The following is a 12,799-nucleotide window of genomic DNA, read 5'->3' on the forward strand; positions in this document are numbered from 1 at the left end:
GAACCCTATGAGAACGAGAAAGCGGCCGGCGGACGACGCCACGGCCGTGGATCCGGACATGCCGCTCCTGACGGCCCGGCTCGACGAGCCGATCCGTCCCGCCCCCTGGCGGGGCCGGCCCATGCGCGGCGGAGGCTGGGCCGGGCTGATGCCGAGCGTTGACGAGTTCTTCGGCACCAGCTCGCAGGTGTGCGGCGGATTCTGGCCCTTCAGCACCGACATGAGCCTCCCGGTCGAGGGCGTGCCCGTCGGCCGTTCCCTGACGACCGGGGCCGGCGTGTGCTGCGATCCGATCAGCTGGTTCAAGGCCGGCATCATCGAACAGCCGTCGATGTTCGTGATGGGCCTGCCCGCGATCGGCAAGTCCACGTTCGTGCGCCGCCAGGTGTGGGGCATGAGCGCCCTGGGAATGAACGCGATCATCCCCGGCGACCTCAAACCCGACTACGCCGCCCTCACAAGCCTGCTCGGCGGCCAGGTCATCCGCCTCGGCTCCGGCGTCGGCTCCATCAACCCCCTGGACCCCGGCGACGTGCACCGCACCCTCAAACGCCTCCAAGGCCGGGCGAGGGCCGATCTGCTCGCCGGATGGCAGGAACGCCGGTCCGCCCTGCTCGAGGTCCTGCTGACCATCTCGCGCACCGGCCGCGAGGAGGGACGGCGCACCGTGTCCGACGTGGAGTCCAACGTGCTGTCCACCGCGCTCAAGATCCTGCACGAACGCACCAAGGACGATCCTCTGCCACCGGTGGTGTCCGACCTGCGCGACCTGATCAGGACCGGTCCGCCCGAGGTGCGCGCGGCGGCCGTGTTCGACGCGCCCGAGGACGACGACGCCTACCTGCGCGCCACGCGCGACCTGCTCGCCAGCCTGCACGGCCTGGCGAACCCGATGGGCCGGTTCGGCCGGCTTTTCAGCGAACAGACCACCGAGCATGTCGACCTCGACCGTCCCGTCGACTTCGACATCAGCGCCCTCGCCCAGGGAGGCGACGACGTGGTCGCCGCCGTGCTCGCCGCCACATGGAGCGCCGCGTTCGCCGCGAAGGACGCGCACGACACCCTCGCCGAAGCCGGCCTCGAACCCCGGCGCAACCACGTCATCATCATGGACGAGATGCACCGCGCCCTGCGCGCCAGCCCGCTCATGGTCGACCGCCTCGACCTGCTCACCCGCCTCAACCGCCAGTGGGGCGTCGGCCAGATCATGATCACGCACACGTTCGCCGACCTCATGTGCCTGGACACACAAGCCCAGAACAACAAGGCCAGGGGCTTCGTGGAGCGTTCCAAGATCAAGATGCTCGGAGCCCTGTCGCGCACGGAGATCCAACGCTACCTGCGCGGCGAGTCCGGACTGCCGGTCAGCCGCCGCGAGGAGGACATCCTCGCCGACTGGTCCACCCCGACCAACTTCGAGGCCAACGCGAGCTGGAAAGGCATGGGCAAATTCCTCCTCAAGCTCGGCGGCCTTCCCGGCATCCCCATCGACGTCGAACTGTGCGAGCTGGAGCGGACGGGCTTCAACGACACCAACCTCAAATGGACACGATAAGGAGCGTGAGGATATGAGCGCGTTGACCACCGGATTGCAGCTGACGATCCACAAACTCGCCGCCATGAGCGGATACTCGGGCTGCGCGCGGGCCACGATCACGGCCCGACGGGCCGACGGCGTCGACGGCCGCCAGGTCAGGGAGGTGACGTGCGTCACGGTCCGCGACGGCCGTGCCACGCTCCGGTTCCGGCCGCTCGAGGACGGCGCGGCCGGCGACCTCGACGCGAGCGTCGCCGACGACGCCGGCACCGTAGTGTGGCGATCGCAATTGCGGCGCGCCTCGTACTACGAGCAGTTCGAGACCATTCGCGAGGCATACGCCGCGCTGCGACGCGCCGCCAAGGCCATGCGCAGCGAATCCGTAGACATCGTGTCCCGCGCGGCCGATCCCGCGAACTGAGAATCGAGACAAGCGGGCGAACCGCCCGCGACATCGACACCCCGCCCAGCAAGGAACAGCATCATGAACGAACATCCGAAACCGATCGACGACGACACCCTGCACGAGTGGATCCGCCAATGGGGCGAATCCTACGACGACGTGCGCATGCGCGACACCGCACTCGACGTGGCGAACCGCATCGCCGACCTCGCCACCGGCAAAGAATACGACGACTCGACCGCCGACTGGACGGCCACGTTCAAACGACTCGAACAGCTCGTCGCCCCCGCGCTCGAACGCCTGGACGGGGATTTGTACGCCGGATCCCGGTTCATCGCCGACGAGATCGAATCCGTGTCATTGGGCGATCCGAGCGACGACGGGGACCTGTGGGACGAAAGCGTGTCCCTCGCCACCACGCCCGGCTTCATGATCCGAAGCGAGGCCGCCGCCCGCAACATAGGGGACGAGCCCAGCCTCAACGAGATCATCACCGCCGCCGACGCCGACTACCGACGCGCGGTCGTATCCGGCGGCCAGGCCATGCGTCATATGTGGCGCGACGCGGCGGTCTACGATTGGGAGAAACTGATGGCCGAGCCGCGCCGCGCGGGCGAACAGGCCGACGACGCCGGAAAACTCGCCGTCATAGCCGTCGCCATGCAGTACGCGCCCCAGGCCATGAGCGCCATGATCGCCGCCAGCGTCCTCGACCCGGACGGCCACGACCTGGACGCGCTGCGCCGCATCGCCCGCACCCCGGAAGCCGACGTCGACGTCGACCGGCTCTTCACGGACCTCGTCGAGCACGCCGACCGCGACGCGACCGTGGCGCGGGACCACGCCGCATGGGGCATCCTCGACCCGATCGCCGCGAACGCGGACACCAACACCGCGTGGCGCGTGGAATCCCTGCTCGCCATGTTCGACCTCGCCGAAGGCGACCTCGCCACCGCCGCGTCCCACGCGCGCGACGCCATCGGCTACAACCCCGACGACCGGATCGCCTCCGGCGTGCTCGACCGCATCCCCGACCCCGACAACGGCGTCGCCGGTGCCGGCGGCCTGTGGCTCGACGACGGCCGCTCCGCGCCCACCATGTGACCCATGCCCTCTCCGTCGATAAGCGGATACGCATATGCGTATCCGCTTATCCGTATTCGGGCCATCCCGGAAAACCTGTAGACATCGTGTCCCGCGACCGCGCGCGGGGGCGGGGAAACTGGTCGAGGAGCGGCGGCGAACGGCGTCGCCCGGACGAAAGGAACACATCATGGCGCAAACGATGATCACCGTGCGCGGCAACCTCGGCGCGAACCCCGACTTCCTGCCCGCCAAGACCGCCGAAGACGGCACCCTCATGCAGGCCAAACTCTCCGCGACCGTCTACGAGAACCGTCGCGTCCGCCTCGCCGACGGCACCTGGCAGGACGATCCGCGAGGACCGTTGAAGACCACGATCCAACTGTTCGGCCGTACCGCCGAGACCGCGCACCGCCTCGACATGCGTCAGGGCGATCCCGTCGTCGCCGGCGGAAGCCTCGCCGAACCGGCCGCGTTCGTCAGCCCCAAGGACGGCGAACTCGCCGCCCGCACCGTGATCACCGCCTCCTGGCTGAGCTTCGACTCCATCCGCCTCCAGCAACGCAAGGACAACGAAGGCCAACGCGCCGTCCAGCCCCAAGGGACGGAACCCGCCGCGCCGGCCGGGGATGCGTCCCCGGACTACGTCGACGAGCCCGCCTTCTAAGGGGGATCCGTTGATGGACGTCGATCCGAAACTCCAGACCAACAGGGTCGCCGATCTCGGCCAGACCGTCCGGCCCTCCAGCATCTACATGGCCGTCGCCCTCGGCATCGGCATGATCGTGCTCCTCGTGTTCGCGGCCGTGGCATCCTGGGCCGGCCGGCCGTTCGACATATTCGCGCTCCTGTACGTCCTCTCCGGACAATGGACGCTGACCGGCACGCAATGGGCCATGGCCGGCCTCCTGCTCCTTGGCATGATGATGGGAGCCGCCGCCCTGTGGTGGCTCGGCAAGCACAAAATAGCGCCGAAGGTCACAGGAAGCGCGTCACGCACGCGAGTGGATGTGTACGCGCCGTCGATGGGCCACGGCGACGCCGTCGAGAAGGTCAGCCGCGCACGCGCCGAGACGATGGCCCGCCGCCTCGTCGTCGACTACGATCCCAAAACCATGGAGCCCGGCTACCCGCTGGGACGCAACATCGTCGACGGCGCGCTCATGTCGACCAGTTGGGAGGACATGGCGACCGTGTTCGCCGGCCCGCGCTCCGGCAAATCATTGTGCTACGCGATCCCGGGCGTGTGCAGCGCGCCCGGCCCTTGCCTGGCGACGTCGAACAAGGGCGACATCCTCGACGTCACCCGTCCCGTTCGCGAGGCCAACCATCCCAATTCCACGATATGGGTGTTCGACCCCGAAAGGATCGCCGAACCCGACCGCGTCCGCACCACATGGGTGTGGAACCTGATCGACTCGGTGAAGACCATAGCGGACGCGAAACGCATAGCCGACTGCTGGAGGTACGCCTCCGGCCAACCCCAGGCCGGCGGCGACGACTTCTTCCCCGGAACCGCAGCCCAACAGCTCGCCGACTACCTGTTCGCCGCCCATCTCGGCGGCTGCACCGTGGCCGACGTGTTCCGCTGGGCGAGCAGCGAGCAGAACACGGAAGCGGTCAGCATCCTCAACAGGTATCCCGAATACGGCGAGATCGCCACCCGCGTGGGATCGGTGATCGCGTTGACGCCCGAGACACGGAGCGGTGTGTTCGGCTCCTTGCAGACCATGGTCGCGTTCCTCGCCGACCCGGACGTCATCGAATGGATCCTGCCGCGCGAGGGTGACGGCACCCCGCAAGGCCGTCGCGTCTTCGACCCGCTCGCGTTCGCCACCAGCGAGGGCGACACCCTCTACCTCCTGTCCGCCCAAGGACGGCCCAGCACGGCTCTGACCGCGAGTCTGACGGCCGTGGTCGCGTTCACCGCGTTCCAATACGCCCAATCGGAATGCGTCGCGAACAACCGCCGACTGCCCGTGCCGTTGTGCTGCGTCCTCGACGAGGCCGCGAACATCTGCCGCTGGCCCGAACTCGCCGACGTGTACTCCTATTTCGGCTCGGCGGGGATCCCGATCATGACGATCTGGCAGAACCCCGACCAAGGCAAGGCCGCGTTCGGTGAGACCAGCTTCGGAAGCCTGTTCAACAACTCGAACATCCTCGTCTATCTGGGCGGTATCAAGGACGCGCGGTGGCTTGGGGAGATCAGCTCCCTGGTTGGTCAGCGCGAGATCGTGCGAGGCAGCCTCAACATTGACGGCACCGGCCGGCGGAGCGTGAACAACAGCATCCAGAAGGAGAACATCCTCGACGTGTCCGACCTGGCCGAATGGCCCGTGGGCCGCGCGCTGATCCTCGCGTCCCAATGCAGGGCCCAGATCGACCGGACGATGCCGTGGACCGAGAACGGCGTGTGGGCCAATCTCGTGAACGCGGCCCGACGGAACGGCACGGCATAGATGGGACTCGCACAACTCTTCGAAAGGATATTCATGCCGGACACATTCATCACCGACGGCATCTCTTCGACGCCTCGCGTCCTCGCCCGAACGATCGACACGGCGACAAAACGCGACGACGTCGCGGAACATTCCGACGATAGAGACGAGGAACCGGCGAAACCGCGAACCGGTTCCACCGTCGAAGTCCCCAATCTGGAATCCCGTCCACAAGCGGCCGATCCCAACGCTGACGCGGCCGGAAAGACCCTCGGTTCGGACGAACGCCAACGTCTCATGGTTGAGGCCGCGAAGGCCGCCGCGCCGGTCGCGGACACGGCCGAATACGGTCTCGTGATCCCCATGATGCGATGGCTGCTCGTGGTCGACGGCGTCGACCCCGACCGGTTCTCGCTGCGCAAACACCCGGATAAGACGGTCATCCCTCCAAAGGTCGCCGCTCCGGCCGAGGGGATGACGGCCGCCGCCGCTCCGGAACCGACGACGAAAGAGGAAACCCGATCGCCGGAACCGGCCGCGGAGTCCGGAAACAAGGAGGACGGGAACGACGTCGCTTCGGCGAACGACCATCCCATGACGGAAACGGAAGAGCCATCCCCTGCCGCCGAGACGTCGGCCTCCCAACCGGCCGAAGAATCGAATGAAGGCGACGAGCCGTCCTTCGATGACACGGATCTCGGCATGCCCGAAGCCCGGACGATGGGCGCGGACGAACGCCGCGACGCCGAAGGCCAGTGGGGCGTGCGCATCCGCGAATCCGACACGTATTATCCGAACCTGCCCGCGTTCGTGGAACTGTATGTGGCGCACATGTGGCCCTACCAGCAGGGCGTGATGACGAAATTCCAGTGGGTGCCGGAATGGTGGCGCTATCCCGCCCTCGTCGGCCAGCTCGACGCGATGTGGCGCGCATACGAGCACGCGCGCAAACAGCCGGGAAGCATGTTCATCTTCAACATCCAAGCGTTCGGACTCCTCGATCGCGTCTTCAACAAAGATACCGGCCTCGTTCGATCGCTTGGCGTCGACGCGGACAAGTGCAAGACCGACGTGAACGAACCGTTGCCGTGCGTGCGCCCGCCGAAGGGCTGGAGGCGCGAGGTCATGTCGCAATTGCGCGCGGAACGCTCCGTCGAACCAGAACCCATGGAGAACACCAGGCCACGCAATATGGCCGGCCGTAAGGAAAGGAGCCGATGATGGCCGCAATGGACCCCGAGGACGGACTCGACCAGATCCTCTCGAACACATGGAGCAACCTCGCCCAACAGCTCGGCATGCTCCACCGATCCCTCGACGCGGACGTGCAGCAGTACGCCCGCGAACGCCAGTCCGCCGCCAATCAGGCCGAACGGCTGCGGGTCGAGGAGCTGCGCGAGATGGAACGCCAGCGCAACCGCCTCCTGTCGTGGGAGGCCCAGAACCGGCGCGACATGAACGCGGGCTTCGAGTCCGTGCTCAACGCGACCGTGCTCTCCGACGCCGGCTGCGGCGCGCTCAAGGACTCCAGCCTTTTGAAGGCGTGGAACGTGAGCGAACAGCTCGTCGGCACTGACCCCGGCTACGCCGTGCAGCTCAACCAGGTGCGCGAACGTCTCAGTTCGGAATGGGCCAGACGCCACGACGGCGAGGACATCGCCCAGCTCGCCGGCCGCATCGGCAACCGCGTGACCATCAGCTACCTCGACCACACCGAACAGCTCCAGGACACGATCAACGCCTTCAAAAAGGCCGGCATGGCCGTCACGCTCGACCATGTCGCCGACGACGACAAACAGGCGTTCCAGAACGAGCATCCCGGCGCGGACTTCACCGTCAAACCCGAGATGGGCGAAGCGTGGGACGGATACGACGACGCCAGGATCACCGAATGCGTGCTCCAACACGCCGTCGTCGACCCGAGCGAGATCGGCGACCAGATCGGCTTCCTGCGCGACGCGGGTCTGCCCGAATCCTCCCACGCGGACAACCGCGCCGTGGGCGACGAACCCAGCAGCCTCTTCGAGGGCTCGCGCGACGAGAACGAGAACGCAGCCCCCGCAAGCGACGAACCCGCCCGCGCCGACGACGAACGCGAAGCGGACGACAATGCGACGAGCGAGGGAACTCCCACGCGCGCGAAGGTCGAGGGAGGGGGAGACCTTGCCTCCGGCAAGACCGTCGGCGGCAAGGAGAAGGACGAACTCGTCGACCTCAACGAACCCGAGGAATGGGACGGACCCGACCTGTTCGGCGAATACAGTCCCGCCCAGGAGGCGTCCATGACGCCGGCCTCCGCGCCGGCTGCGGAACTGCCCCTGCCCGACGTGGCCACGCGCAAGGAGACGGCCGGCAAGGACGCGCGCTGAAAAACATTTTGCCCGGTCGCTAATATGCGGCCGGGCAACAGGCGTTCAGGCTTATTGGATGTATATGAATGATTGTGGCGGGGCCTTCACCTCGGGGGCGTAGTCCGAAAGGGGGATGGGCTCCGGGAAACGTGTCACCCGTGACAGTTTGATGGCGTATGCGACGGCGCTGCCATCGAAGTAGCTCATGAACCCGTCCTCGTCTATCCCTCCATGTTTGCGGGTCCGTTTCCAGATTCTCTCAGGTGTCTCTTCGAGTATTCCTCCGATGGTGGCCTCGGCCACTACCGCGCTTCTCGGGCTGGTGGCGTATATCACGATCGTGTCCACGTCACGGCGCTTGAAGATACGGCGGCGGAACTCGTAGGTTTTTTCTCCCTTGAGGATCCGGTCCACATATTCCGGCTTAATCGACAACATAGCCTTCATCGGCATCTCCCAGGTCCAGAATCGTTGTGAATTGTTGCGTATTGAGAGGCAGACAGGTGAGTCGATTGTTCCCGGCCAAGACGTTATGGTCCAGAAGATCTTGTCTTGTGGGGCGTTTCCTCAAGGGGAAGTTGAAAAGCAGGGAAATGACGTAAGGGTAGCGTTTTTTGGTCCAGAACTCTTCGAGTTCCTCCGGTGTGAAGACGCTGCGGCCTTTGATGAAGCGGAAAAACTCCTCTTTGTCCTCAAACGAGTTGAGGTTCCTGACTTCGGCAACCGTGCATATTTCGCTGACGACCGATCGATACCGCGCCATTCCCGCCCGGTCCGATGTGCGGTAGATGACGACACGATCCCCGACTCTTAATCTTGCCGCATTATATGCGCCGGAAAGATAGATCTTTTCGATGGTGTTGGTCGGAACCTCGTCTTGCACGGGAATATGCGCCTCGCTCTGCAACCTGATGTCGCCGAACATGCGTTCATGGTATTTGGGTATGATGGCGAGCAGATGGGCGTGATCCCGTTGCGGTGAGATGAATGGGAACTCTCGATAGGGGCTGATGCCTGTCGATGATGGGCGGTTTTTGGCCCAGACCTGTTCGGAACCTTTGTCTCCGAAACGGGAAAAGCCGTATTGCTCCAGTAATCCGCGAAGGCCTTCGGTGTTGTCCGCGTCGAACATGGTGACGTAGACGTAAGGGCATCGGCTTTCGGCGAACTCCCTCAACGCGATGGCGAGCAGCCGTTTTCCAAGGCTTGTATGGTGGTCGTAGTCGACCTTGAACGTGCCGATTTTCATCCGACGTCCCTGCAAGGGCGGTTGCGCCGATTCATCAAGATCGTCCTCGATTTTGAGGTAAAGCATGGCCTGAAGATTTCCCGAATCACGGTCCCTGGATACCCAGGTCTCTTCGCCATTCGTCGCTTTTTTGCCGAACCAATCGTCGAATCCGGGATAAGCGTCTCTGAGGCTGGCGAAAAACGGATCATGGAGATCCAAGTCGGAAAAGGGGACCTTGCGGATGTGGTCATCGAATCGTTGAGAAGCGTTCATCTTTCATCCTCCATGAGTTGTTCGATGGTGGTCGGTCCGAGTATCTCCGCGATCCAAAGAACCGAAGGGCCGCCCTCTTCGGGGCGGGGGAACAAGGCATGAAAGTCATCCGGAGAAATGGCCGCGAGACTGATTAATGCGTCATCGTCGTCCCTGTTTCGTCGGAAGGCTTTGCCGATTCGATACATTCCCAATTCTCTTCCGTCCAGAGCGCTGACGTACCGAATCGCCTGCGCCCCGTCGAGGGGTTCGGTTCTGACCTCGTAACGTTTCTTACCGTCATGAACAAGGCGAGCGAACTCGTCTCTCATCTTCGCGGTCAGAATCGTGGTTCTCTGCATGATGTCTTTCTACTTATGCCAATTGATATGTCAATCGTCACGGAAGTGCTTGTTTAATCATATTAACCGGTCATCGAACTGAATCAATCGCAGTTTCATGAGGACAACACTTTAGCGGTCAGCTCTTTGTGTCATCGAACGACTCCTTCATTGTTTTCGAATGGGGAGACGAAAGATTGCATCATGTTCGCCGGGATCGAATCGTCGAGACCGTAGCGTTCGCGCAACCGGTCGAACGTTCGCAAGCCGTCGCGCATCGCTTGGGTGTATTCGTCGCCCGACTTGTTCTCTAGGCTCTTGGCGATGTGGAACGCCTCGTCGATCAGACGTTCCATGTCATGCGTGGAGAGATTCTCCAACCTGCGCTCCATCCCGTCGGACACCACGGGCGGACGGTTCTCCATGCTCGCCCTCCACTCCTGGACGGCCAACGCCTTGGAACGCGGATCCCGCATCCAATCCTGGCGAAGGCTCGCGAGACGCAGGTCGTCGCCGAGGTCGAACGCGCTGAAACGCTCCGTCCACCCGTCCTCGCTGCGCCAGGTGATCCGATAGCCGACCACCTGCTCCGGCGCATCGAACGAGCCCTTGGCTACGCCCTTGCGCAAACGCGGATCGATGTTGAAGCCCTCGCGGCGCACACGGCGGATGAACTCGTCCTCGCTGTGCGACGCCTTCGCGCACGCCTCGACCACACGGCACACATGATGGCGCGGCATCGTCGACGCCGCCACCCGCGCGATAAGACGTGTCCGCTCGGCCGGATCCAAAACATCCCACGGCCGAACGCCGTCATATTCGTCATGCGCCTTCCACTCCGCCCAACGCCGCCACTCCTCGTACTTGAAGCGCGCCTTCGAGTCGATGACCGTCCTGTCGAGTTCGATCAGCTCCGGCCGTTCGCGCTCCATGCCCCTGCATGAGCGTTGCGCGTGCTTGCGGTCGTCGTAGGTGTTGTACCATTCGTCGTCGCCGGCGAGCTGCACCATCAGATGCACATGGTCGTTGCCGTTGCGCGACAACCCGTGCCTCACCGCCACCCATGACATCGTCTCGCGCCCGTCCTCCTGGATGATGTTCATGCGCTTCAGATAGTCGCGCACGATCGCGTCCCATTCCATGTCGGAGAGGATGCCCTGGCCGGCCTTGATCGACAACGAGCAATGCCACACGCGATCCTTGCCCGGCACACGTTCGGGATTGTATTTGCCGCGTCGGTCCTTCGGGAACGGATCGTCCTTGGACGCGCGCACGCGATAGCGTCGGTCGAATCTCTCGCCGATGCGCGCGAACGATTCGGCCGGTCTGCCGTCGAGGCCGAACGCGGCCAGCATGTCGCCGCTCGCGCACACGAGATGCTGGTTCGAGTGTTCGTTGTGGCGTCCCTTGCCGAACAAGTACTTGACCAAGCCGACCGGGTTCGAGCCTCTGCTGATTTTCGGAATCATACGACGATCTTCGCCGTAATCCGCCACGTCGGCGGGACACGCCGTCACACAGGAGCTGGATGAAAGCCCGGAGCTAGTGGCAATTTCTATGAATCGTTAATCTTGTTTGAGGCCTGTTGATCCAAGCTTTGAAGTTTTATCGTCCATTTTTCCACATTCATAGAGAGCGAAACCCACGCTGCTGAAGAGCGCAGCACCTGCAACGAGAATGATAGGTAAGGACCACATCGGTATTCCGCTTGTTTGCCAGTCAGTATAGAAAGCAATGGTGTAAAGCATAAGAATAACGAGCGAACCTGCTGCTAGTCCGGGAATAACGTTGAGCCTAGCGAAAGAGAAAGATGGTACTTCAAAATCAGGAATTTTTCCCTGTTCAATGGTCTTGATTTTCTGGTCATGAAGACGAAGATTGCGTGCAAAGTGCCGAGAGAAAGATTGAGAAAAAAGATAGTCAGATATGAAGGAAGTGACAATCGGGAAAGCTGCGTACGCTATGGTCAGTATTGCTGCTGTTGAGGCTTTTCCCCACTGTTCCCTCACTAAATTATCAATTAGAAGAAAACAGGGAAAGGTGGAGATTGCGGCCAGTGACATGATCCATCGAGAAACAGGCTCCGCATAGCTAACGTATACACGGATACATTTTCGTCCAAATACCACCACAAATGAGACTGCGGCAAGAAAGCATACTAAGCCCGCCATAACTATCGTTGTCTCGTCTTTTTTCTCCCTCCAGATCAAATCCCAAATGGTCAAACCGAAAAGCCAGAAAAAAATGATGGTAGCAAAACATTTCATCACTGTTTTTTCAGTTCCGGCGAACTTCTCCGTGTAGATCCGTTCGGCTTTCCAATGCATGTACTGTTTCCTTACGAAGGATTCAATTATCATGCTTTCATGAAACGCTATGACCCTATTGAACCTTGCGGCATCCGAATCGTCAGCAACATTTGAAAGCTCATGTAGTTTCAGAGCTAGATCAGCATGGTCCTTTTGTGTTTTGACGTCGGCAGTTGAGAGATGTAAATAAATACCCCCTAGAAGTGTGAGAACCGTGCATAGACATCCTATAATGGCGACTATTAGATCAATCATCTTGTCGGGTGATAAATCGCATTGATTGCAACACAGGTTGCAATACAGATTACAACACATGCTCTCTCCTCATAATCCATGATTATCGTTTGTCTGCGTGTTATCGTACTGCGATTGCAGATGGAATCAAAGAAATATTCCTGGTGAAGTGAACGATCTGTTTCGCGTTTCCGACAACAGTGCATCTCTATTGGCATGCTGCTTCTTGCTGGAGTATCCGATTTGCATCGGATAACAATGTCCTGCATCGTTCAACGGATCGGAAAACTGAAGTCTCGTCGTCAGACATCGTGTTCATGTCTCGATTGGTGTTGCGCGCAATCTGGTTCACGTTGTGTCCGATATGCCAGATCTCAACGCGAATGCGCTCGAGCTTGTCGACGATGGGAGCGCGCTCGAACTCCTTTCTCAACTCTTCGACCGAGCCCATTTGCTTTATCGCCTCGATAACAAGCCGCGACATCGTCATTCCGGTGTCCGACGACAAGTGATGCAGAAGCTCATATTCTTCGTCTGACACACGAAGATGAATCTGCCGATTTCTTGAAACCCCCTGCGCTTTGCGCGGTCTTTTCTTCACCATGCTTTGTCCTTCC

The 12,799-nt window shown here is 61.9% G+C and carries 13 protein-coding genes; 7 read left to right on the top strand and 6 right to left on the bottom strand.

Translation table 11 applies throughout. The features are described from left to right. The first annotated feature begins 7 nt into the window (after window positions 1-7). The 7 genes from BL8807_RS09110 (at window position 8) to BL8807_RS09140 (ending at window position 7,833) form a co-directional block, all read left to right on the top strand. Window positions 8-1,555: an ATPase gene (locus tag BL8807_RS09110; protein ID WP_226847319.1), complete on the top strand. Its 1,548-nt coding sequence runs from the start codon at window positions 8-10 to the stop codon at window positions 1,553-1,555. A 13-nt stretch (window positions 1,556-1,568) separates the two neighbouring features. Further along, window positions 1,569-1,958, top strand: a complete 390-nt coding sequence (locus BL8807_RS09115) for a hypothetical protein (protein ID WP_072726209.1) — start codon at window positions 1,569-1,571, stop codon at window positions 1,956-1,958. A 63-nt stretch (window positions 1,959-2,021) separates the two neighbouring features. Continuing rightward, on the top strand, window positions 2,022-3,044 hold the full coding sequence (locus tag BL8807_RS09120; protein ID WP_072726207.1) for a hypothetical protein: 1,023 nt from the start codon (window positions 2,022-2,024) through the stop codon (window positions 3,042-3,044). 169 nt (window positions 3,045-3,213) lie between these two features. Next, window positions 3,214-3,690: a single-stranded DNA-binding protein gene (locus tag BL8807_RS09125; RefSeq protein ID WP_193057466.1), complete on the top strand. Its 477-nt coding sequence runs from the start codon at window positions 3,214-3,216 to the stop codon at window positions 3,688-3,690. Between the two features lie 10 nt (window positions 3,691-3,700). Beyond that, window positions 3,701-5,485, top strand: a complete 1,785-nt coding sequence (locus BL8807_RS09130; protein ID WP_072726205.1) for a type IV secretory system conjugative DNA transfer family protein — start codon at window positions 3,701-3,703, stop codon at window positions 5,483-5,485. A 33-nt stretch (window positions 5,486-5,518) separates the two neighbouring features. Beyond that, window positions 5,519-6,685 carry a DUF4913 domain-containing protein gene (locus tag BL8807_RS09135; protein WP_072726203.1) on the top strand — a complete coding sequence of 389 codons (1,167 nt, stop codon included), beginning with the start codon at window positions 5,519-5,521 and terminating at the stop codon, window positions 6,683-6,685. Next, window positions 6,682-7,833: a hypothetical protein gene (locus BL8807_RS09140; protein WP_226847321.1), complete on the top strand. Its 1,152-nt coding sequence runs from the start codon at window positions 6,682-6,684 to the stop codon at window positions 7,831-7,833. Before BL8807_RS09135 ends, BL8807_RS09140 begins: the two co-directional genes overlap by 4 nt. A 51-nt stretch (window positions 7,834-7,884) precedes the next feature. On the opposite strand, the gene BL8807_RS09145 is transcribed toward BL8807_RS09140, so the two are convergent. The 6 genes from BL8807_RS09145 to BL8807_RS09170 form a co-directional block, all read right to left on the bottom strand. Beyond that, a complete protein-coding gene (locus BL8807_RS09145) occupies window positions 7,885-8,262 on the bottom strand; it encodes an ASCH domain-containing protein (protein ID WP_072726246.1) in 378 nt (125 codons plus the stop codon). Beyond that, the gene (locus BL8807_RS09150) at window positions 8,240-9,319 is read right to left on the bottom strand and encodes a hypothetical protein (RefSeq protein ID WP_072726199.1); all 1,080 of its coding nucleotides are present in this window, start codon (window positions 9,317-9,319) and stop codon (window positions 8,240-8,242) included. Before BL8807_RS09150 ends, BL8807_RS09145 begins: the two co-directional genes overlap by 23 nt. Continuing rightward, window positions 9,316-9,660: a hypothetical protein gene (locus BL8807_RS09155; RefSeq protein WP_072726197.1), complete on the bottom strand. Its 345-nt coding sequence runs from the start codon at window positions 9,658-9,660 to the stop codon at window positions 9,316-9,318. The genes BL8807_RS09150 and BL8807_RS09155 overlap by 4 nt, the downstream gene beginning before the upstream one ends. Window positions 9,661-9,791: 131 nt before the next feature. Further along, the gene (locus BL8807_RS09160) at window positions 9,792-11,108 is read right to left on the bottom strand and encodes a relaxase/mobilization nuclease domain-containing protein (protein ID WP_072726195.1); all 1,317 of its coding nucleotides are present in this window, start codon (window positions 11,106-11,108) and stop codon (window positions 9,792-9,794) included. Between the two features lie 96 nt (window positions 11,109-11,204). After that, entirely contained in the window at window positions 11,205-11,966 is a 762-nt protein-coding gene (locus BL8807_RS09165; RefSeq protein ID WP_072726193.1) for a hypothetical protein, read from the bottom strand. A 424-nt stretch (window positions 11,967-12,390) separates the two neighbouring features. Then, complete coding sequence (locus BL8807_RS09170; RefSeq protein ID WP_083570239.1) at window positions 12,391-12,786, bottom strand: plasmid mobilization protein; 396 nt, start codon at window positions 12,784-12,786, stop codon at window positions 12,391-12,393. Window positions 12,787-12,799: the final 13 nt, after the last annotated feature.

The sequence above is a fragment of the Bifidobacterium lemurum genome (assembly GCF_014898175.1).
In the GTDB taxonomy this organism is placed as follows: Bacteria; Actinomycetota; Actinomycetes; order Actinomycetales; family Bifidobacteriaceae; genus Bifidobacterium; species Bifidobacterium lemurum.

Coding starts and splice junctions, on each gene's coding strand:
- BL8807_RS09115 (WP_072726209.1), top strand. CDS start 1,569: ATGAGCGCGTTGACCACCGGATTGCAGCTGACGATCCACAAACTCGCC.
- BL8807_RS09165 (WP_072726193.1), bottom strand. CDS start 11,966: ATGCATTGGAAAGCCGAACGGATCTACACGGAGAAGTTCGCCGGAACT.
- BL8807_RS09120 (WP_072726207.1), top strand. CDS start 2,022: ATGAACGAACATCCGAAACCGATCGACGACGACACCCTGCACGAGTGG.
- BL8807_RS09125 (WP_193057466.1), top strand. CDS start 3,214: ATGGCGCAAACGATGATCACCGTGCGCGGCAACCTCGGCGCGAACCCC.
- BL8807_RS09160 (WP_072726195.1), bottom strand. CDS start 11,108: ATGATTCCGAAAATCAGCAGAGGCTCGAACCCGGTCGGCTTGGTCAAG.
- BL8807_RS09170 (WP_083570239.1), bottom strand. CDS start 12,786: ATGGTGAAGAAAAGACCGCGCAAAGCGCAGGGGGTTTCAAGAAATCGG.
- BL8807_RS09145 (WP_072726246.1), bottom strand. CDS start 8,262: ATGAAGGCTATGTTGTCGATTAAGCCGGAATATGTGGACCGGATCCTC.
- BL8807_RS09110 (WP_226847319.1), top strand. CDS start 8: ATGAGAACGAGAAAGCGGCCGGCGGACGACGCCACGGCCGTGGATCCG.
- BL8807_RS09135 (WP_072726203.1), top strand. CDS start 5,519: ATGCCGGACACATTCATCACCGACGGCATCTCTTCGACGCCTCGCGTC.
- BL8807_RS09150 (WP_072726199.1), bottom strand. CDS start 9,319: ATGAACGCTTCTCAACGATTCGATGACCACATCCGCAAGGTCCCCTTT.
- BL8807_RS09155 (WP_072726197.1), bottom strand. CDS start 9,660: ATGCAGAGAACCACGATTCTGACCGCGAAGATGAGAGACGAGTTCGCT.
- BL8807_RS09140 (WP_226847321.1), top strand. CDS start 6,682: ATGATGGCCGCAATGGACCCCGAGGACGGACTCGACCAGATCCTCTCG.